Source organism: Sphingomonas sp. IC-11 (assembly GCF_021043365.1).
In the GTDB taxonomy this organism is placed as follows: domain Bacteria; phylum Pseudomonadota; class Alphaproteobacteria; order Sphingomonadales; family Sphingomonadaceae; genus Sphingomonas.
The window spans coordinates 128,540-147,193 of the sequence record NZ_JAJNDU010000001.1; the positions used below are offsets into that span (position 1 = coordinate 128,540).

Below are 18,654 nucleotides of genomic sequence, written 5' to 3' on the forward strand. Positions count from 1 at the left end.
CCGCCCTTAGCGGCGCATGGCGCGCTGTTCAAGCGGCGCGAGTGGCAGATCTGTTGCGAAGCGCGATGGCGCGTGCCTCCGCGACGGGCAGGGGGCGTCCGAAATGATAGCCCTGGATCTTTGAACAGCCGAGCGCGCGAATCAGCGTCAGCTCATCGACCGTCTCCACCCCTTCGGCGGTGGTGGCCATGCCGAGGCTGTTCGCCAGCGCGACCACGGCGCGAATGATCGCCAGCGCTTCCGGCACCCCGCGCGACGCGCCGGTCACGAAGCTGCGGTCGATCTTGATGGTAGAGAAACGGGTTCGGGAGAGATAGCCGAGCGACGAATAGCCGGTGCCGAAATCGTCGAGGCTGAGCCGTACGCCCAGTTCCAGCAGCCGCTCCAGCGCCTGCACGGCGGCGGTTGCCTCGCGCATGAAGACGCTTTCAGTGACTTCCAGCTCCAGCCGGTGCGGGGAAAGACGGCTCGCCGTCAGCGATTGGGCGACCACCGCGACGAAATTGGGATTGTGCAGCTGCTCCGGCGATACGTTGACGGCGACTCTCACGTCATCCGGCCAGTTGGCGGCCTCCTCGCAAGCGGCGCGCACCACCCACTCGCCGATCGGACCGATCAGCCGCGTGTCCTCTGCGATGGGAATGAACTTCGACGGGGAGATCGGCCCGAATTCCGGGCTGGACCAGCGGAGCAACGCCTCGAAGCCAACCAGCCGCTCGCTCGCGGCATCCACCACTGGCTGATAATCGAGGTGAAGCTCGCCCTTATCCAGCGCCTTCCGAAGCGCCATCTCGAGCACGCGCCGTTCCTCGGCATCGACGTGAAGCTGCGGCTCATAAGCGTGGAAGACGCCCCCGCCAGCGTCCTTGGAACGATAGAGCGCAAGGTCGGCCGACCGGATCAGCGTTTCGGCGGTGCGCCCGTCGCGTGGCGAGGTGGCCACGCCGACCGACGCGCCGATGTAGAGCGTGTGCTGGTCCACTTCATACGGGCGCGAGAGCGTTTCGATGATCCGCTGCGCCAGTTTCTCGACTCGGCTCGCGTCCGTCGCGTCGTTCATGACCACGGCGAATTCGTCACCGCCAAGGCGCCCGATCAATTCATTCTCGGTGATCAACTCCGCCAGGCGTTCCGACACCCGGCCGAGCAGGCGATCGCCGATCGGGTGGCCGAGCGTATCGTTGACGGCCTTGAAGCGATCGAGGTCGATCATCATGAAAGCGGCGCGGCTGCCCCAGCGCTCTGCCTCCGTCAGCGCGCGGGCAAGTGCTTCGTTCACGAACAGGCGATTGGGCAATCCGGTCAGCGCGTCGAAGCGTGCCATCCGGTTGATCTTGTCCGCCGAGGCGCGCTGTTCGGTCACGTCCGAACCGACGCCGCGAAAACCGACATACTGGCCACGTTCGTCGAGGCGCGGGTTGGCGGTGATTTCCCACCAGCGCTGCTCGCCGTTCACCGTCACTGGCAGGGAAAGATCGCGAAATGCCTCCCGCCGCTTCAGCTTGTCGGCAAGCAGGCGAAGCGCGGGCGCAAAGTCGCCGGTTTCCCAGCTCGCCCCCGCCAGCGCCTGCAGCACCGGCATGCCCTCGAGTTGTTCGGGCGTGCTGCCCAGCGCATGGGCAAGACGCGGCGTAACCTTGCACAAGCGCCGCTGCGAATCGGTTTCCCACAGCCAGTCGGCGCCGCTGTCCTCGAACTCTCCCAGCAACAGGCTGACCGTTTCGTCGCTGTCCGACAGGGTCATCTCGAAGCCGCGAAGCATCAGCAAAAAGCGCGCGCGCCCAAGGCACGTGGCGGTGAGCAATGCACCCAGCAGGATGGTCGCGGCGGCGGAAAAGAATTGATGCTGGAGAAGGAGCAACAGCGCGGCGGTCGCCGCCACGCCGCCGATGAATGCCAGCGCCGCAAGGATCAACGGCGCGAGCGCAAAGGCCGCGGCCGCCATCAGCACGCAAAGGATCATCCACAGGTTGAAGGTGGCGGCGGGTGCCTTGGCAGCGAACACCAGGGGCGGAAAGCTCCACATGGCCGCAAGCGCCAGCCCTTCCAGGGCTGTGTCCCGCAACTCCTGAATCGTGGCATAGCCTTCGTCGAGATGGCGCGTGCGCAATCGCCGGATCGTCACTGCGCCAGCAACCGCCACCAGCGCGGCGAACCACGCCGCCAGCCACCACATCGGCAAGGCATCGTCGAACAGCCTTACCACCGCCGCGCCGCCGATCAGGTTCGCCGCGAGCAGCAGAAGCGCCAACCGTCGGCCGGCGAACAACTGGGTCGCCCGAAGGCGACTCCAGAAAACCGGATCGTCGCCCTCGCTGATGCCAAGCAGTTGCCGAAGCGAAACTGGCACGGGGCGTTGGGTTGGCCGTGAGCTCACAATCGCACGTGTTAGGGATCTAGTGTTTACCGATCGTTGCGCTCGCCAGCCAAAATGGAGCCATTTACTGTCGTCGCCGTCCGAATGCAGGTTAGTTCAGTGTGCCGCGGAGATCGAGAAGGTCAATCGTGGGACATGGACCACGACCGATCCGGCGCGCGGGTCCTCGCGTGCAACGGACCAATGGTGCAGCGACGATCCGACAAGCCTACCCCGGATGGGGTCGCGCCCGTAATCGGTGGCCGCAACGGCGACGTCCTGGCCCGCGAGTGCCGAATCCTCCGGCATTACCGACGCAGCGTCGGGTGTCGCGTCGCGGGCGGCGGCAATGGCGTCCTCCCGGCTGGCCGAACTGCGGCTGCCGTGCCCGATGGCCCGCACCCGATCATACCAGGCGCCCAGCCCCGGCAGATCCTCGAACGCGGCCGCGCCCGGCGCGTGGAAGGAGCGGACGAACCAGAGGTTGTAATAGCAGGTGGCGTCGATCAGGCCGGGCTGATCCCCTGACAGGAACGGGCGGCCATCCGTTAATTGTTCGCTGATCAGCGCGGCATGAGCCCGCAGCTGTCCCGCCATGTGCGGCACTGCTGCCCGCATCGCGGCGGGATCGAACGGCTGTCCGCTCAATTGTTCACGATCCTGCTTGAACGCCGGATCCACCGCATCGCCCAGCCCGCCGAAAATCACCGCCACTGCGGCCTGGAAAAAGGATCGATCCGTCCATTGCGCTAGCGCCTGGTCGATACCTGGCGTTCGCGCCGGAAAGAGTGTTCGCTCTGGAAACCGGCGCTCCAGTTCGCGAACGATCAGGACGCTGTCGCAGTAAATGTCGGCGCCGATCTGCATCACCGGAATACGGCGATAGGCGCCGGTGAGCGCGAGCAGATCGGGCTTGGGCATGATCACCGGCTGATCCACCGCGGCCCAGGAAAGCTGCTTGATCCCCAGGCAGATGCGCACCTTCTCCGAAAACGGTGAGCTGTCATATTGGTGCAGAAGGATAGTCATGTGCCGTTCCCCTCCCGGTCGCTGCTCGCGCGGCAGCATCGGCATGGCGTAACGCGACGGGAATTTAAGTCGACCGTTTTCTTTGAGGCCTGGCGATTGCCTTTGCTTGCTTGGCTTGCAAGTGTTCGCCCGGGGGGAACGCCGCTTGATCCTGCTTGCCATTGCCGCCGCCGCCGCCGCCGCCACGCCCGTTGCCACTGTTCGCGTCGCCTTTGATCGAAAGGGCGAAACCGCCGTCGCAACGACCGGGCTTGCTGACACGAACACGGGCCGTGCGGTAACGGCCGATGACCCGGTCCGCATCGCCTCCATTTCGAAGCTAGTGACCGCGATCGGCGTGCTTCGGCTGGTGGAGCAGGGGGTGCTCGATTTGGATGCCGATGTATCCGCGCAACTCGGATGGCGCTTGCGCAACCCCGCCTATCCCGAAACGCCGATCACGCTCCGGCTGCTGCTGTCGCACCAGTCGAGCTTGACCGACGCCAGCGGCTATTTGCTCACGCTTGATGATCGATTGCAGGACAAGATGGCTGATCCGAACGTGTGGGATCAGCAGCATTCGCCGAGCAGCTTCTTTCGTTACACCAATCTGAACTTCCCGGTGGTTGCCGCCGTCATGGAGAGCGCGACGGGCGAGCGGTTCGATCGGCTGATGCAGCGACTGGTTCTGCGGCCGCTCGGGCTGGATGCGTGTTTCAATTGGGCGACCTGCAGCCCGGCAGCAAAGTTGCGCGCGGTTGTCCTCTACGAGGGCGGCAAGCCTGTGCGCGACGAACCGGCCTTCATTGCCGGCTGTCCTGTGACGCCCGCACGCGCCGGATCATGCGACCTTTCGCTCTGGCGCGCAGGCACCAATGGCGGCCAGTTTTCGCCCCAGGGCGGGCTGCGGATCTCGATGCGTGGGCTGGCAAAGATTGGCCGCCTTCTGCTCGGCGATGGCGCCGTCGACGGTGTGCGCCTGCTGTCGCCCGCTTCCATGGCTGCATTGTCCCAGCCGGAGTGGACCTTCAACGGCAACAACGGTGTTCAGAACGAGGAAGCGGAAAGCGGCGTTCAGGCCGGTGGCTTCAACTGCCGCTATGGCCTTGCCGTCAGCTTCACGGCGACCCCACGGCCCGGGTGCCAGGATGATCCCGTGGGTGACAAGGTGTCCCGGCTCGGCCACGCCGGCTCGGCCTATGGCCTGCGGTCCGGCCTGTGGGTCGATCGGGCCGGTGGCACCGGTGTCGCCTATTTCGCCACCGATGTGACGGACGAACCGGGCGCGCATTCCGCGCTGAGCCGGACGGAGGAAGCATTGGCGCGATAAGGCGGCGCACGCGGCCGGCATCCGCCCCACGTCACTTCACATCAATGGCTTGTCGATCCGCCGCAGTGCACGTTCGAACAGCGAAATTGTATGCGCATGCAACTGGTCGCCGATCGGCTTGGGGGTCAACCCGGCGCACGCCCGCGCATGGCTCCCCTCGAGGATCGCGCCAAGTTTGAACGGGGCGAGCACCGTGTACCACCGCGCTTCCGCGGCGGTGCGCCCCGTCGCGGCGAGGTATCGATCGACAATGTCCGACAGCGTGGGAAAGCCGTCCCATGGTGTCACCGAAACCCGCTGATGCGCTTCGTCCGGATCGCGCCACGTCGCGGTGAGCCAACCTAGGTCGAGCAACGGATCGCCGCGGCTCGCCAGTTCCCAGTCCACAATGGCCGCCAGCGCCGGCGAGTCCGGCCGGTACATGACGTTGGACAGGTGGTAGTCGCCGTGGATCAGGCCGGGTTTCATCGTGGTTGGGCGATTTGCCTCCAGCCAACTGCAGATCGCATCCACGTCCGGCAGCGCGTCATATCCCGTCCAGCCCTCGAACTTGGCATAGCTGTCCAGCTGCGCGCGCCAGCGCGGCACTTGCCGTTCGAGCCAACCGTCGAGCTTGCCGAGGTCGTCGAGGCCTGCCTCATGCGGGTCGATACGCGACAACGCCACCGCGCCATCGACGATTGCCTCGCCCATCTGCCGACGGACGTCCGCGCTGCCGGCATGGAGCGGCGGCAGGCCGACGGTGGCATTGAAGCCGTCGATCGGCTCCATCAGGTAGAATGCCGTGCCGAGTATGGCTGGATCGCCCTCGCCAGCGATGAAGCCGGGGTGGGGCACGTCCGATCCCGCAATTGCTGACAGCACCTTCATCTCGCGACGCATCACCTCGTCGCTCTCGGGGCGGGGCCGGCGAGGTGGCCGCCGCAGCACATAGGTGCGACCGGCGCGGTCGAATCGCAGCAGGATGTTCTGCGTGCCGCCGCCCAATGTCTCGGCACGGTCGATCGGCCCATCGCCCAGGCCCTTGCCGTCCATCCAGCGCGCGAGCGCTTCAAGGTCGATCAGTTCCGCCCAAGCCTCGCGGTCGTGCGCCAGCGTCGCCACGATCCCTCTCCCGCTTTTGTAAGTCGTTCGCTTTACCATAGGGTGCCCGCGACAAGCGTCAATGTAAGCCGGGTGACTTGAACCGCACGGCGGCTTCGCCGATGCTCCGGCCGCATGAACCTTGTGCGTCCCCAATCCGCCGGCCGTGGTGGCACCACCCGAAACGAGCTAAAGCGCGCTGCGCGCCGGCTTTTTGCCGAGCGGGGCATTGCTGCCGTCGGCATGCGCGAGATCGTGGAAGCTGCCGGGCAGCGCAACGCCGCCGCCGTCCACTATTATTTCGGCAGCAAGGACGACCTGCTGCGCGAGCTGGTGGTCGAGGGCGCGGACCTTATCGACGATTCGCGTATGCGCATGTTGGACGAGGCGGAAGCGCGGGGGGACCTCAGCCTTCGCGATGTCGTTCGTGCGCTGGTGGTGCCCAATGCCGAACTGAAGGGCGAGACTGGGGAGGGCGAAACCTATTTCCGCTTCATGACCAGCATGCAGACCGAACGGCGCCAGATGTTCGACGAATGGGCGGGCGGCGAGCATTCCGAAGGTTACGTGCGCTGCCTCACGCACTTCCACCGGTTGCTCGATCATCTCCCGCACGCATTGGTCAACCAACGGCTGCTGTTCGCCGGCCTGTCCCTGCGCACGCTTCTTGCCGGACGAGAGGCGGCTCGGGACGCAGGCGCCGGCGCGGATCACCCTTATTGGGGTGAGCCGGTCGCGCTGGACGGCATGATCGATGCGGTGGAGGCGATCCTTACCGGTCCCGCCACGCCAGACTGATCACTGACGCCAGCGTCGCCGGCAAGCCGGGTCGCAGCAACAGCCAGTCCCGGATCGCCGGACCGGCCTCCGCCCCGATGGTACGCTTGTAGCCGCTGTCGCCGGCGCCCCAGTCGACCCGAGTGATGCCTCGCTCGATCGCAGCGGTCAGGTTGCGGTAATAAAGCAACTTGCCCGGCGAATGCTTCGCGAAGGCGGGGTCGTAGCTGTTGGCGATCGCATATTTCAGGTCGCCCGCATCGATGTCGAAGGAAAAGGCCGCCGGTCTTCCGTCCACCGTCAGCATCGCTGCGCGGAACATGCGCGCCAAGACCGGATCGACGGCGGCTGCTCTCCAGAAGGCGCCGTGGCCTGCGCGGGTGAACTTCGCATCCCGCCCGTCCGTGCGGCTCGCGATCCAACTCGCCCATTCCACCGTTGCAAGATCGTCGAAGGCGGCGGGCCAGTCCGCGCCGGACAGGAACGACCATCCGAGGGCGCCGTGCTCCGCCAGATGTTTTTCGTGGAAGCGGTTCTTGCGCAGCGTCGAGTTGCGCGGCCAGGTGCCGGCCGCACGCGCTGCCGCCATGTCCAGCAGGAAGCTGGTCGCGACCGTTCGGCTCAGCACGGCCCAGCCGCGTGCGCGCGCCGCGTCGATCAACGGTGCGGCCGAGACATCGCCGTCGTAGACCGGGCCAATGCGCAGCGCGCGGACATTCTGGGCCAGCGCGGCAATCGCGGCGTTGATGGCCGGCTCCCCCGCAGAAATGGCCGTTGGAAAGCTGCGGAACGGCCAAAAACATCCAGGAACCGTCGCTAGCCCCCCCCTTGCGAGGCCGATGGAGCGCATCGGCAAGGCGAGCACAGGGCGGTCGCACTCGGTCACGATCAGCGTTCGTGCCCGCCCGCCGTAAAACTGCAACGCGGCCTCAAACCAGGCGCGACGCAGAAAAGCGTGGCTCGCCGCAGCTGCCTCCGCAATCTCATCGATAACGGCTGGAATCCCGTCCACCACCTGCGCACGGGCGCCGTTGCCGAGGCTATGTAGCGCGCGTGGTGACAAGTGCTTCGACATGAGCGGCCCTTAATCCAAATCCCGTTACCAGCATGTTGCAACTTGCTGGCTCGTCGCCGGCGCGCCACAACCCTTGAAATGCCTTATTCGCCAGAGGTGCTGACGATCGCGCAGACGATCCAGCTATCGCTCAGCCCCGTTTTCATGCTTGCCGGCATTGGCGCGCTGCTGAACGTGCTTGCCGGAAGGTTGTCCCGCGTCATCGATCGCGCGCGCACCCTGGAAGCTATGCTGCCCCGCGCTTCAAGCAGTGACCACGATCGGCACCTGTGGGAGCTGCGACTCCTCGATCGTCGCATGACGATCATCAATCGGGCGCTGTTCCTGGCCGTGAGTTCTGCCGTTATGACCTGCGCCGTCGTCGCAACCTTGTTCGTCGCCGTGCTGGCCAGTCTGCATATCGGGCAGCTCGTGGCCATCGCATTCATCCTGGCGATGCTGCTGCTGATCGCCAGCCTTGCCTGTTTCATGATCGAGGTGAGCAAATCCATGGAGGCCAATCACGTCCGGGACGAACTGCTGGGCTGAAAATCGCGGCCGTGCGTTTGCTGCCGATATGGCGAGAGAGATGGCGGGGGAGATGGGTTGGCGCGGTTTCTGAGGGTTGCCACGTCGGCGGTGTTGTTTCTGTTGGTTGCGGCGGGTCTCGCGATCGCGATCGTCCCCCGCTTTCTGGACCGCATTTATTATCGGGGGCCGACGAGCGCGCACTTCGATGGCGAACGCTTCTTCAATCCCGACGGGGAGGAAGACACCCTTCGCGTGCCCACCGGCGGCAGTCGATCGGGCTTCTTCTGGCGCTATCTGAGCGGAGGCGACGGTCGTCCGCCCTGGCCTGAAAAGGTGGCGGTGAGGTCAACGGTGCCGGCCCGCCGGGTCGACGGGGACCGCATGGTTGCGACCTGGATCGGGCACGCCACGGTGCTGGTTCAAACGCGGGGATTGAACATCCTGACGGATCCCGTCTGGTCCGATCGTGCGGGTCCGCTTGGCTTTGGTCCAAAGCGGGCGATGGCACCGGGCGTGCGCTTCGAAGACTTGCCCAAGATCGATCTCGTCCTCGTCAGCCACAATCACTATGATCACCTCGACAAGGCGAGCCTGAAGAGGCTGTGGGCGCGTGACCGCCCGTTGATCGTCACCAGTCTGGGGAACGACAGCGTGATCGGCCAAGCTGGCGTGCCCGCAACCGCGCTGGACTGGGGACAGCGGATTGCTGTCCGATCAGATGTGGACGTAATCGTTTCCCGCAATCATCATTGGGGAAGCCGGTGGTTCACTGATCGCAATCGCGCGCTTTGGTCTGCCTTCACGATCCGTTTGCCAGGCGGCAACCTTTTCTTCGCTGGCGATACGGGATTAGGCGACGGCAAGTGGCCGCGCGAAGCGGCGTCGCATGGGCCGGTCCGTCTGGCGCTGATCCCCGTTGGCGCGTTTCGCTTCACGCCGGGGCAGATGGGAACGGGAAGCCATATCGGCCCCCCTGACGCGGTTCGCGTCTTTCACCGCATGGCACCGTCGCGGGCGATCCCGATCCATTGGGGCACCTTCCGCCTCAGCTATGAGGGACGAGACACCCCGCCCCGAATGCTGTCATCGATCATGCGCTGTGCAGGCTATGATCCCGCGCAGTTCGCGCCGGCAGGCCCAGGGGCGCCGGTGGAGGTGCCGCTCGCAACGTCGGAAGCTCCCCGGGGCGATGAAGGCAGGATTGCAGGCTGCCTGCGCACGCCGGAGGTGACGGCGCTTCGCTGACACCGGCATCCGGAACGGCTTCAAATCGCGGCACGTGCCTGCCACAGGACGCGAATGATGGGTGCCAGCGACTTGCCGATCCACGCCGTTCTGCCGGACCTGCTCGCCGCGTTGCGCGATCGATCGTCCGCGGTGCTTGTAGCCCCACCGGGCGCCGGCAAGACGACGGCCGTCGCGCCAGCGTTGCTGGATCAGCCCTGGTGCACGGGTGAGATTTTGCTTCTGTCGCCCCGACGGCTCGCAGCACGCGCTGCCGCCGAAAGGATGGCCGCCCTCGCGGGCGAGCCAGTGGGGAAGACCTACGGCTATGCCACCCGGCTCGACACGAAGCGATCGGCCGAGACCCGCGTCATCGTTGTCACCGAAGGCATCTTTACGGCCCGAATTCAGCGCGATCCGGAGCTTGCCGGCGTGTCCGCGGTTCTGTTCGACGAGGTCCACGAGCGCAGCCTGGACGGCGACTTCGGCTTGGCGCTGGCGATCGACGCCCAGGCGGGCTTGCGCGAGAATTTGCGGCTGATCGCCATGTCGGCCACCCTCGACGGGGCGCGTTTTGCCGCGCTGCTGGGGGACGCACCGGTCATCGAAAGCGCGGGACGTAGCTGGCCGCTGTCGCTCGTTCATCTCGGGCGCAACGAGGATCGAATCGAGGACGCAGTGGCTTCGGCGGTCCGCCGGGCACTGCGCGAAGCGGAAGGTGGGATCCTCGCCTTTCTCCCCGGGGTGGCCGAGATTGAACGAACTGCTGAGCGCCTGGAGGGCATGCCGGGGATCACGCTTCACCGTTTGCACGGCAGCCTTGATCCCACGGCTCAGCGCGCCGCCATTCGCCCGGACTCAGAGGGGCGACGCAAGCTGGTGCTTGCCACTTCGATAGCGGAAACCAGCCTCACCCTCGACGGCATCCGGATCGTTGTCGACTCCGGCTTGGCACGCCGTCCCCGCTATGATCGCGCCGCCGGCATGACGCGGCTGGTGACCGAGCGCGCGAGCCAGGCTTCTGTCACGCAGCGCGCCGGCCGCGCGGCACGCCAAGGCCCTGGCGTGGCCTATCGCTTGTGGGAAGAGGCAGCCACGGCTGGATTGCCGCGGTTCGACCCGCCCGAGATCCTCGAAGCCGACCTTTCCTCGTTGGTGCTCGCCAGCGCGATCTGGGGCGTTGCCGATCCGCGGGATCTGTCCTGGATCGACCCGCCTCCGGATGCGGCACTGGCGGAAGCGCGCGCTCGATTACTGACGCTCGAAGCGATCGACCTTGATGGACGGCCGACGCAGCACGGCCGATCCATCGCTGCCTTGCCGATGCCGCCTCGTCTCGCGCACATGCTGCTCCGCGCGGCGGAATTGGGCTTCGCCCGTGAGGCCGCCGACGTGGCGGTGCTGTTGGGAGAGCGCGGGCTGGGGGGCAACGATCCAGACCTCGAACTTCGCAGGCGTCGTTGGCGAAGCGACGCCACACCGAAGGCGAGAGCCGCGAAGCAACTGGCCGAGCGATGGAGCCGTGTCGCTCCCCGGCCTGCCGCGGATGCGTCGGACGCTCTCCCGTTGGCAGCTCGGGGCCTTGAGGTGGCAGTTGCGCTTGCCTTTCCCGACCGGATTGCGCGTCGGCGAGATGCATCGGGCGAGCGCTGGGCCTCGGTCGGCGGTCGCGGCTTCAAGCTCGACTCCGCTTCCTCACTTGCGCGTGAGGAATGGCTCGCCGTCGCGGAGACTCAGGGGATGGCCGCCGGCGCTCGCATCCTTTCTGCCGTGCCGATCGATGAAGAAACGGTCGTTGCGCTTTTTGGCGACCGGATCGAAACGCGTCATCTCGCCGAATTCGATGCTGCGACGGGCGGCGTGCGTCCGATGCGGGAGCGCCGCCTTGGCGCAATCCGCCTCGCCAGCGCCCCCGATCCCGATGCATCAGCAGCAACCATCGAGGCGGCACTGGTGGATGGCGTGCGGCGGCATGGACTTTCATTGCTGCCCTGGAGCGAGGGCGCACGCGCCTTTCGACAGCGCGCCATCTATGCAGGATTGCCTTTCGACGACCAATCCCTGGAGGAGCGGCTGGACGAGTGGCTCCCCCCATTGTTGGCCGGCAAGCGGCGGCTCGATGCGGTGTCATCGGGGGCGCTGACCGATGCGCTCCGCAATCTGCTGTCATGGGAGGAGACGCAGCGGATCGAGCGCATGGCGCCGGCCAATTTCACCAGTCCCGCTGGCAGCACCCACGCCATCGATTACGCGGCGGAGGGCGGCCCCAGGGTCGAGTTGCGTGTGCAGGCGCTATTCGGGCTTGGTGAGCATCCCACCATCGGCGCTGATCGGGTGCCCCTCGTCCTGTCGCTGACGTCACCCGCGGGGCGACCGATCCAGACTACCCGGGATCTTCCTGGCTTTTGGGCCGGCAGCTGGAGAGCGGTCGCCAAGGAGATGCGCGGCCGATATCCTCGGCACCCCTGGCCGGACGATCCAGCCGCTGCCTCGGCGACGCTGCGAACGAAAAATGCCGATGCAAGAGCGCGCGGATCGCGATAAGGACGTGCTCATGCCGACCGCCCGTATCTATCAGCGCCCGAAGAACGCCATGCAATCGGGCAAGCACCGCACCGATCTCTGGCAGCTCGAATTTGAACCGCGCGAGGCGCAGCGCCCTGATCCGCTGACCGGATGGGCCGGAAGCGGAGACACGCAGGGGCAAGTCCGTCTTGGCTTTGCGACGCTTGAGGCGGCAAAGGAATATGCCGATCGCGAAGGCATTGCCTATGTCGTGGTCCCGGCGCCCGAGAAGAAGCTGAAGCTGCAGAGCTACGCCGACAACTTCCGCTGACGCTGGACTGAAGTTTGGGGCAAAGCCTGCCTCGCTTCTTGGGGCAGGTCACTTGCCTGCCTGACGAGCCCGGCTGGCTTGATGGCGCAGGCGGCCCACCAGCCGGATGAGCGGTGTCAGTCCTCTCCCGGCTCGGGCACCGGCGGATGAAGGCGGACACGGTTGATCCGCCGTTCGTCCGCGTCGATGACTTCAATTCGCCAGCCGCTGGGGTGATCGATACAGTCGCCTGGCTCCGGCACCCGGCCCGCCAGAACCGCGGTCAGTCCGCCGATCGTATCGACGTCGCTCTCCGCCTCCGCAAGGCGAGGATCCACGACTTTGCCGACGTCCTCCAGCTCTACCCGGGCCGTCGCCTCCCACGCGCCGCCGTCCAGGGGGACGAGCATGGTTTCTGGCGCCTCGTCGTGTTCATCCTCAATCTCACCGACGATTTCTTCGATCAGGTCCTCGATCGTCACCAGCCCCTCGGTGCCGGAATATTCGTCCAGCACCACCGCCAGGTGAACACGCGTCTGGCGCATGTCGGCGAGCAGATCGAGCGCACCACGACTCATGGGCACGAACAACGGCTGCCGGATCAGGCCGGTGATGTCGGCCGGCCGCGGGCCGTCGCCCGCAAGAATAGAGAACACGTCCTTGATGTGAACCATGCCGATGATCGTATCGAGGCGCTCGCGATAGACCGGTAGTCGGCTGACGCCGGCGTCGGCAAAGACGTGCACGACCTCATCGAAGGTGGTCTGTTCTTCTACCGCGATGATGTCGGCACGTGGTACGCCCACGTCGCCTGCATCCCGCTCGCTGAAATGGAGCAGGTTGCGCACCATCTGCCGTTCGAGCGGGGTTAGATCACCCTTGCTGTCGGGCCCCGGGTCTTCCTCATGACGGTCGATTGCCGCCTCGAGGACATCACGCAGCGTTGCTTCTTCGGAATCCCCGAAGATCAGAGTGCGCAGGCCACGCCAGATACTGCCTTCATTCGGCTCGCCGTTTCCGGCGCTACTTCGGTCCTCGGACACTTAGTCCTCTCGTATGGCATAGGGATCCGCGATGCCGAGCGTGGCGAGCGCGTCCCGCTCGATCGCCTCCATCGCATCCCCTTCGTCGTCGCTCATGTGATCATAGCCTAGCAGATGCAAGCTGCCATGCACGATCAGGTGGGAAAGGTGATCCTCGACACTGATCCCGCGATCCGCCGCCTCAGCCACGCAGACGCCGTGCGCGAGCACGATATCGCCCAGCAAAACCTCGCCATCGTCCGAATTGTGGCTGACCGTATCGATCAGGTCGGGCTGTACCATCGGAAAGGACAGCACGTTGGTGGGCTTGTCCTTGCCGCGATACTGGGAATTGAGAGTCTGCACCTCCTGATTGGAGGTCAGGCGGATACTCACCTCAACGGCGGCTCGGGTGTCGAGCAATGTGCCAAACGGGGTGGCGCCGATCGCAGCGCGCACAGCGGCACCAGCAAGCGTTTCCCAAGGGCCGTCGGGCCAGGGCTCTTCCTGGAGGAGGGCAACGTCAATCATGTGAGATCCGTCTGCACCAATTTGCCGCACTTGTGGAGCGGCATCGCTGGAGCGAGAGGGCGTGACCTGCGCCCTGATGCACTGCCGCTAGCGCATGCGGGTGCGTCACAGCACAGCCGGAGTGCCAAGGCCGTCAAGCGTCGCGCCCTTCATATGCCTCGACGATCCGGCCGACGATTGGATGGCGCACCACGTCCGCGGCGGTGAAGCGAACCATTGCGATGCCCTCCACACCTTCGAGGCGCATAGTGGCGTCGGCGAGGCCGCTCGCCGCCACGCCGCCAGGAAGGTCGGTCTGGTTGGGATCGCCGCAGATCACCATCCGGCTATTCTGGCCAAAACGGGTCAGAAACATCTTCATCTGCGCAGGCGTCGTATTCTGCGCCTCGTCCAGGATCACGAAAGCGTCAGATAGCGTGCGGCCGCGCATGAACGCGATTGGGGCGATTTCGATCTCGCCACTGGCGATTCGTCGCTCCACCTGTTCGGCAGGAAGGCAATCGTACAGCGCATCGTAAAGCGGCCGAAGGTAGGGATCGACCTTTTCCTTCATGTCTCCGGGAAGAAAGCCGAGCCGTTCGCCCGCCTCCACCGCAGGACGCGACAGGATCAGGCGCTGCACACTGCCGGTGATCAACTGCGCCACCGCCTGCGCTACTGCCAAATACGTCTTGCCGGTACCGGCCGGGCCGAGCGCGAAGATCATGTCGTTGTGAACAAGCTCGCGCATATAATGCGCCTGCGCGGGTGTCCGCGGGACGATGGTCTTCTTGCGTGTGCGGATCATGATGGGCGGTGCGCCGCCCGTCTTTTCGGCGGAAATGATACCATCCAACGTCGGTTCGGCCGCCATGGCGATCGACGCATCGACCAGCCCCGAGTCAACTTCTTCGCCGCGCTGAATGCGAACGTAGAGATCGTTTAGAACGTCGCGCGCAAGCGCGACCTGTTCAGCGGTTCCCTCCAGCCCGACGCGATTGCCGCGCGCGGTAATGTAAACCCCCAGGCGGTTCTCCAACGCTACCAAGTTACGATCATATTGGCCGAACAAGGCACTGAGCAGTTGGGGACGATCGAAGGTTAGTTCGACCCTGCTGCGATCGCCCGCTTGGGCGGCTACGGGCTTTCGGCTCATCTGGCTCCCTGAAGGTGCGTCATGCGCCACCAATGTGGCAGCGGCAACGGGCAAGTGTAAGTCCCATCACGCCCACAAACGGAAACGGCGCCGGATCGTTGCGAATATACCGCAATCGACCCGGCGCCGCCCCTGATCACGTCAGGCAATAACGCAGTTGATCGTATCCAGCGAATGGACCGGCGACGCCTGCGTATAGAGGAGTGCCGGCTCGAAGCTCGCCACACCTCCGGCGCCCGCCGAGGCCGAACCACTGGCGAGCCGCATGTCGTCGAGCGAGAATGCATTGGCGTTGACCGTTGGCGTGCTCGTCGTGCTGGGCGCGAACAGGTCGCCACCGATCGCCTCGGAGAACGGAACAGGCGCCTCATAGACGCGTCCGGCGGCGAACGCGCTGGTTACCGGCTTGTCGATCCGGGGCGTGTCGCTGGCATAGCCGTAGTAGAACAGCCCATCCCGTTCGCCCAGGAAGTTGATGCCGCTGCCGACCTCGAAGTTCTGCAGGATGACGCGGGAGTCCGTTGCGGCGTCCAGTACCAGTTTGCCGTTGCTGCCGATCTTGATGATGTCGTCGTTGTTGGGATCGGAGAGGGCCTTGTCAGTGACGATGATGTCGTCGCGGTTGAAGTCCGTGATACGATCGATACCAGTGCCGCCCGCGGCAAGCTTGAAGACGTAGGTATCGCGGCCGCCGCCGCCCGTCAGGCGATCGTCTCCGGCTCCACCCTCAAGGATGTTCGCGCCGCTATTGCCCATGAGCCGATCTGCAAAGGCAGAGCCGATCAGGCCCTCGATGCTGGTGAGGCGATCACCACCCGCACCCGCCGATCCCATGCCGTTGGCGAGCGACACTGTCACGGCAGCCGTTGCGGTTTCGTAGCTCACGGTGTCCACACCCGCGCCGCCGTCAACCCGGTTTGCCGCGCTGTTGACGACAATAAGGTCATCACCGCCGCCGCCCACGGCGTTCTCGATTACCGTGCCATAAGCAATCGAGATGTTGTCGGTGAACAGGCCGTTTTCGAGCCCGAGTTCCTCACGCAGGGCGACATAGAAGTCGTACTGCTCCTGGGTGCGCGGTGCGAAACCGAGCGCCTCACGATTGGCATTCACTTCCTCAAGCGACGGGAACTCGATCACGCCGCCGCCGGACGAGAAGGCGCCTTCGTTCAGATCGATGATCGAAGGCGTGTCCCAGCCGGAGAAGTTGATGGTGTCGCGGCCGCCGGCATCCCAGATGGTCACGATCGGTCGGGTGTTAAGGGTGAAATCGTACGCAGCCCGGCCAGCGTTCGAATCGAAGCCATAGGTCGTGTTCCCGGTGCGCGTAGAGGTGTCCGCGCCATAAATGGCCTGGATGGCGGCAATGTCGTGCACCAGCGGGGTGGCTGCGTAAGCGAAGTTCGTGAGCGTGAAGTCGATGTGCTGCGCACCAGTCTCATAAGCGTCGAAATAGCTCATGATCGAATATTGGCGCGAGTCCTGCGCGAATGCGGCGTCGTTCGCATAGGTGATCGGGTCAGGCTCACCATCACCATCATCGTCGTCGAGCGCATCGTAGTCGCCGGGATGGCTAAGGCCGATCGCATGGCCGATTTCATGGATCATGGTGGTGACGGCATAATAGCTGTTCGCCACCGGGAAGAAATTGGAAGCTACGAAGCCGTCAATCCAGACGTCACCGCTGAGCCGGCCAACTTCTGAAAAGTCATATTGCGTCTCGTAGAGATCGTCCAGCGTGTCGCCGAATGGCAGATAGGCGTAGGCCTGCGCGCCGCCGGTGTCGGTATTGCCGAAGGTGATGTCAGCGTCGAACGACTTGGTTTCCCGGAAGGAGATGTCGATCAAATCGTCCCAAAGGCCGATCGAGGTGCGGGCGATGCCGCGTTGATCTGCGTTGAAGGCGGAGAAGGTCTCGCGATCTGCTTCGCTGAAATAATCAGTGCCAGTGGCATTGACGTAGTAGCTGTTAGAGATTTCGGCGAAGTTCTTCCAGAAGCCGAAATTCAGGACCCCGTCGTCCAGTTCGCCGTAGTTATTCGTGTACCAATCGTCGCCGGTGCGATTGAGATTGGCGGAAATGGTGCCGACATCCCAGATCGGCTTGCCGGCGTAAGTGCCGCCAGCATCGGGATCAAGCGAGCTATAGTCTACGTACCGACCGTCATCCCAGATCTTGCCTTCAGGATGTGTGCCGCCGCCAGAACACGCGGGGCACTGGCACATCGCGCCAGTGGGTGCGTCCACAATCGACATCTGATCGTCCTCCCTACTCCTTCAGGCAGGGGACTTAGCCGAACCAACGACTGCTCTTCCGCCGGAAGAGCAGGGATCAAATATCCAAAGCGTCACTGACGCGCGGCAATGACGATCTTCAGGATACAATGCTGCTGGCGTTGATCGCGGCCCCTGCCTGTTCTTGTGCGCGCAGCCTCTCGCTTCTTGCAAGAACTGTCAACAACTTGTCCTCATTCGCCGAAGCGAAATCGGATAGCCCCCTCAAAGAGTTGGGGCCGGCATGGGTAAGCTGAACGGTTACCAGGTCGCCGATCCTGTGTTCCCCGGACAGAAGAACTGATTGCAGCCACGGCGATTTCCCAAGCATTTGGCCTGCGTACTTGCCTTGCCGCTCGACCAGAACGTCGCATGTCCGCCCCACCGAGCCTTCGTTGAACGCCAGTTGGTCGCGGTTCAGCGCGGCTTGCAGTTGCTGCAGCCGCGCGTCCATCACCTCTTCCGGGATCTGATCAGCGAGCTCGGCCGCCGGTGTGCCGGGACGCGGGCTGTACTTGAAGCTGAATGCCTGGGCATAGCCAACCTCGTCCACCAGCCGCATGGTCTCGTTGAACTCGGCGTCGGTCTCCCCCGGGAAGCCGACGATGAAATCGCCAGACAAGGCAATGTCGGGACGGGCGGCCCGGACCCGGCCGAGCAAACGCAAATAGGAATCCCGACTATGGCTGCGGTTCATTGCCTTCAGCACCCGATCACTGCCTGCCTGTACCGGTAGGTGGAGGAACGGCATCAGGCTCTCGACATCGCGATGGGCGTCGATCAGGCCCTGTGCCATGTCGTTGGGATGGCTGGTGGTGTACCGGATCCGCGCGAGGCCCGGAATGCGATCCAGCGCTCGGATCAGGTCGTGGAGGCCACGGTTGTCGCCGTCCGTCCAGGCGTTGACGTTCTGGCCCAGCAGGGTGATCTCGCGCGTCCCCGCATCGACGAGCGCCTTTGCCTCGTCCACGATCGCGGCAAAGGGCCGGCTCACTTCGGCGCCCCGCGTATATGGCACGACGCAATAGGTGCAGAACTTGTCGCAGCCCTCCTGAACCGTCAGAAATGCGCTGGGCCCTACCTTTCGGCGGGCGGGAAGGGCGCCGAACTTCGACATCACGGGCATGTCGGTGTCGAGCGCGGCCTTTCCGGCGGCTGCCTCGGCCACCAGCTTCGGCAGGTTGTGATAGGCTTGTGGACCAACCACCACGTCAACCTTGGCCCGGCGAACGATTTCCTCCCCCTCGGCCTGGGCGACGCAGCCTGCCACGGCGATCATCGGCGCGCGCCCGTGCTTCCGCAGGCGCCCGATATCGGAAAACACTTTCTCGGTAGCTTTTTCACGAATGTGGCAGGTGTTGAGCACCACCAGATCCGCGTCATTGGCATCGGCGGCTTGAGTCATGCCCTCGGCGGTCATCAATTCCGCCATGCGCTCGCCATCATAGACGTTCATCTGGCAGCCGAAGGATTTGACGGCAAAGGTTTTTGGCGCTGGCTTCATGGGGCGGCGC

The 18,654-nt window shown here is 64.7% G+C and carries 15 protein-coding genes; 6 read left to right on the plus strand and 9 right to left on the minus strand.

Annotated elements, in window-relative coordinates:
* Positions 1 to 28: 28 nt before the first annotated feature.
* Positions 29 to 2,350 carry a putative bifunctional diguanylate cyclase/phosphodiesterase gene (locus LQ954_RS00515; RefSeq protein ID WP_231021395.1) on the minus strand — a complete coding sequence of 774 codons (2,322 nt, stop codon included), beginning with the start codon at positions 2,348 to 2,350 and terminating at the stop codon, positions 29 to 31.
* Positions 2,351 to 2,473: 123 nt separating this feature from the next.
* Positions 2,474 to 3,385, minus strand: a complete 912-nt coding sequence (locus LQ954_RS00520; protein WP_227771198.1) for a glutathione S-transferase family protein — start codon at positions 3,383 to 3,385, stop codon at positions 2,474 to 2,476.
* A gap of 145 nt (positions 3,386 to 3,530) precedes the next feature.
* On the opposite strand from LQ954_RS00520, the gene LQ954_RS00525 reads away from it, so the two are divergent.
* A complete protein-coding gene (locus tag LQ954_RS00525; protein ID WP_231021396.1) occupies positions 3,531 to 4,694 on the plus strand; it encodes a serine hydrolase domain-containing protein in 1,164 nt (387 codons plus the stop codon).
* A gap of 36 nt (positions 4,695 to 4,730) precedes the next feature.
* On the opposite strand, the gene LQ954_RS00530 is transcribed toward LQ954_RS00525, so the two are convergent.
* Positions 4,731 to 5,798 carry a phosphotransferase family protein gene (locus LQ954_RS00530; RefSeq protein WP_231021397.1) on the minus strand — a complete coding sequence of 356 codons (1,068 nt, stop codon included), beginning with the start codon at positions 5,796 to 5,798 and terminating at the stop codon, positions 4,731 to 4,733.
* 114 nt (positions 5,799 to 5,912) lie between these two features.
* Here LQ954_RS00530 and LQ954_RS00535 point away from each other — a divergent pair, with 114 nt between their 5' ends.
* The gene (locus LQ954_RS00535) at positions 5,913 to 6,575 is read left to right on the plus strand and encodes a TetR/AcrR family transcriptional regulator (RefSeq protein ID WP_227771201.1); all 663 of its coding nucleotides are present in this window, start codon (positions 5,913 to 5,915) and stop codon (positions 6,573 to 6,575) included.
* Here the strand turns inward: LQ954_RS00535 and LQ954_RS00540 are convergent.
* Positions 6,550 to 7,629 (minus strand): GNAT family N-acetyltransferase, encoded by a 1,080-nt coding sequence (locus LQ954_RS00540; RefSeq protein WP_231021398.1) that lies wholly within the window; start codon positions 7,627 to 7,629, stop codon positions 6,550 to 6,552. The two genes, LQ954_RS00535 and LQ954_RS00540, sit on opposite strands and share 26 nt — an antisense overlap.
* Positions 7,630 to 7,707: 78 nt before the next feature.
* Between LQ954_RS00540 and LQ954_RS00545 the strand changes: the two genes are divergently transcribed.
* From LQ954_RS00545 to LQ954_RS00560, 4 genes are read left to right on the plus strand one after another with little or no spacing between them, the layout of a single operon-like run.
* Positions 7,708 to 8,157: a DUF2721 domain-containing protein gene (locus LQ954_RS00545; RefSeq protein WP_227771203.1), complete on the plus strand. Its 450-nt coding sequence runs from the start codon at positions 7,708 to 7,710 to the stop codon at positions 8,155 to 8,157.
* A gap of 57 nt (positions 8,158 to 8,214) precedes the next feature.
* Entirely contained in the window at positions 8,215 to 9,384 is a 1,170-nt protein-coding gene (locus LQ954_RS00550; protein ID WP_231021400.1) for an MBL fold metallo-hydrolase, read from the plus strand.
* A 57-nt stretch (positions 9,385 to 9,441) separates the two neighbouring features.
* On the plus strand, positions 9,442 to 11,907 hold the full coding sequence (gene hrpB / locus LQ954_RS00555; RefSeq protein ID WP_231022683.1) for an ATP-dependent helicase HrpB: 2,466 nt from the start codon (positions 9,442 to 9,444) through the stop codon (positions 11,905 to 11,907).
* Between the two features lie 10 nt (positions 11,908 to 11,917).
* Positions 11,918 to 12,199, plus strand: a complete 282-nt coding sequence (locus LQ954_RS00560) for an ETC complex I subunit (protein WP_231021401.1) — start codon at positions 11,918 to 11,920, stop codon at positions 12,197 to 12,199.
* Positions 12,200 to 12,315: 116 nt separating this feature from the next.
* Here the strand turns inward: LQ954_RS00560 and LQ954_RS00565 are convergent, their stop codons facing one another.
* The 5 genes from LQ954_RS00565 to miaB form a co-directional block, all read right to left on the minus strand.
* Positions 12,316 to 13,221, minus strand: coding sequence for a hemolysin family protein (locus LQ954_RS00565; protein WP_227771207.1), 906 nt, complete (start codon positions 13,219 to 13,221; stop codon positions 12,316 to 12,318).
* Positions 13,222 to 13,731, minus strand: coding sequence for an rRNA maturation RNase YbeY (ybeY, locus tag LQ954_RS00570; protein ID WP_227771208.1), 510 nt, complete (start codon positions 13,729 to 13,731; stop codon positions 13,222 to 13,224).
* 133 nt (positions 13,732 to 13,864) lie between these two features.
* The gene (locus LQ954_RS00575; protein WP_227771209.1) at positions 13,865 to 14,866 is read right to left on the minus strand and encodes a PhoH family protein; all 1,002 of its coding nucleotides are present in this window, start codon (positions 14,864 to 14,866) and stop codon (positions 13,865 to 13,867) included.
* A 141-nt stretch (positions 14,867 to 15,007) separates the two neighbouring features.
* Positions 15,008 to 17,122, minus strand: a complete 2,115-nt coding sequence (locus LQ954_RS00580) for a M10 family metallopeptidase C-terminal domain-containing protein (protein ID WP_231021403.1) — start codon at positions 17,120 to 17,122, stop codon at positions 15,008 to 15,010.
* A gap of 118 nt (positions 17,123 to 17,240) precedes the next feature.
* Positions 17,241 to 18,644 carry a tRNA (N6-isopentenyl adenosine(37)-C2)-methylthiotransferase MiaB gene (gene miaB, locus LQ954_RS00585; RefSeq protein ID WP_231021405.1) on the minus strand — a complete coding sequence of 468 codons (1,404 nt, stop codon included), beginning with the start codon at positions 18,642 to 18,644 and terminating at the stop codon, positions 17,241 to 17,243.
* Positions 18,645 to 18,654 lie beyond the last annotated feature (10 nt).

Bases quoted from the DNA above. Each gene is read 5' to 3' on its own strand.
- LQ954_RS00520 (WP_227771198.1), bottom strand. From the start codon at position 3,385: ATGACTATCCTTCTGCACCAATATGACAGCTCACCGTTTTCGGAGAAG.
- LQ954_RS00535 (WP_227771201.1), top strand. From the start codon at position 5,913: ATGAACCTTGTGCGTCCCCAATCCGCCGGCCGTGGTGGCACCACCCGA.
- LQ954_RS00540 (WP_231021398.1), bottom strand. From the start codon at position 7,629: ATGTCGAAGCACTTGTCACCACGCGCGCTACATAGCCTCGGCAACGGC.
- LQ954_RS00545 (WP_227771203.1), top strand. From the start codon at position 7,708: ATGCCTTATTCGCCAGAGGTGCTGACGATCGCGCAGACGATCCAGCTA.
- hrpB (WP_231022683.1), top strand. From the start codon at position 9,442: ATGGGTGCCAGCGACTTGCCGATCCACGCCGTTCTGCCGGACCTGCTC.
- LQ954_RS00560 (WP_231021401.1), top strand. From the start codon at position 11,918: ATGCCGACCGCCCGTATCTATCAGCGCCCGAAGAACGCCATGCAATCG.
- ybeY (WP_227771208.1), bottom strand. From the start codon at position 13,731: ATGATTGACGTTGCCCTCCTCCAGGAAGAGCCCTGGCCCGACGGCCCT.
- LQ954_RS00575 (WP_227771209.1), bottom strand. From the start codon at position 14,866: ATGAGCCGAAAGCCCGTAGCCGCCCAAGCGGGCGATCGCAGCAGGGTC.
- LQ954_RS00580 (WP_231021403.1), bottom strand. From the start codon at position 17,122: ATGTCGATTGTGGACGCACCCACTGGCGCGATGTGCCAGTGCCCCGCG.
- miaB (WP_231021405.1), bottom strand. From the start codon at position 18,644: ATGAAGCCAGCGCCAAAAACCTTTGCCGTCAAATCCTTCGGCTGCCAG.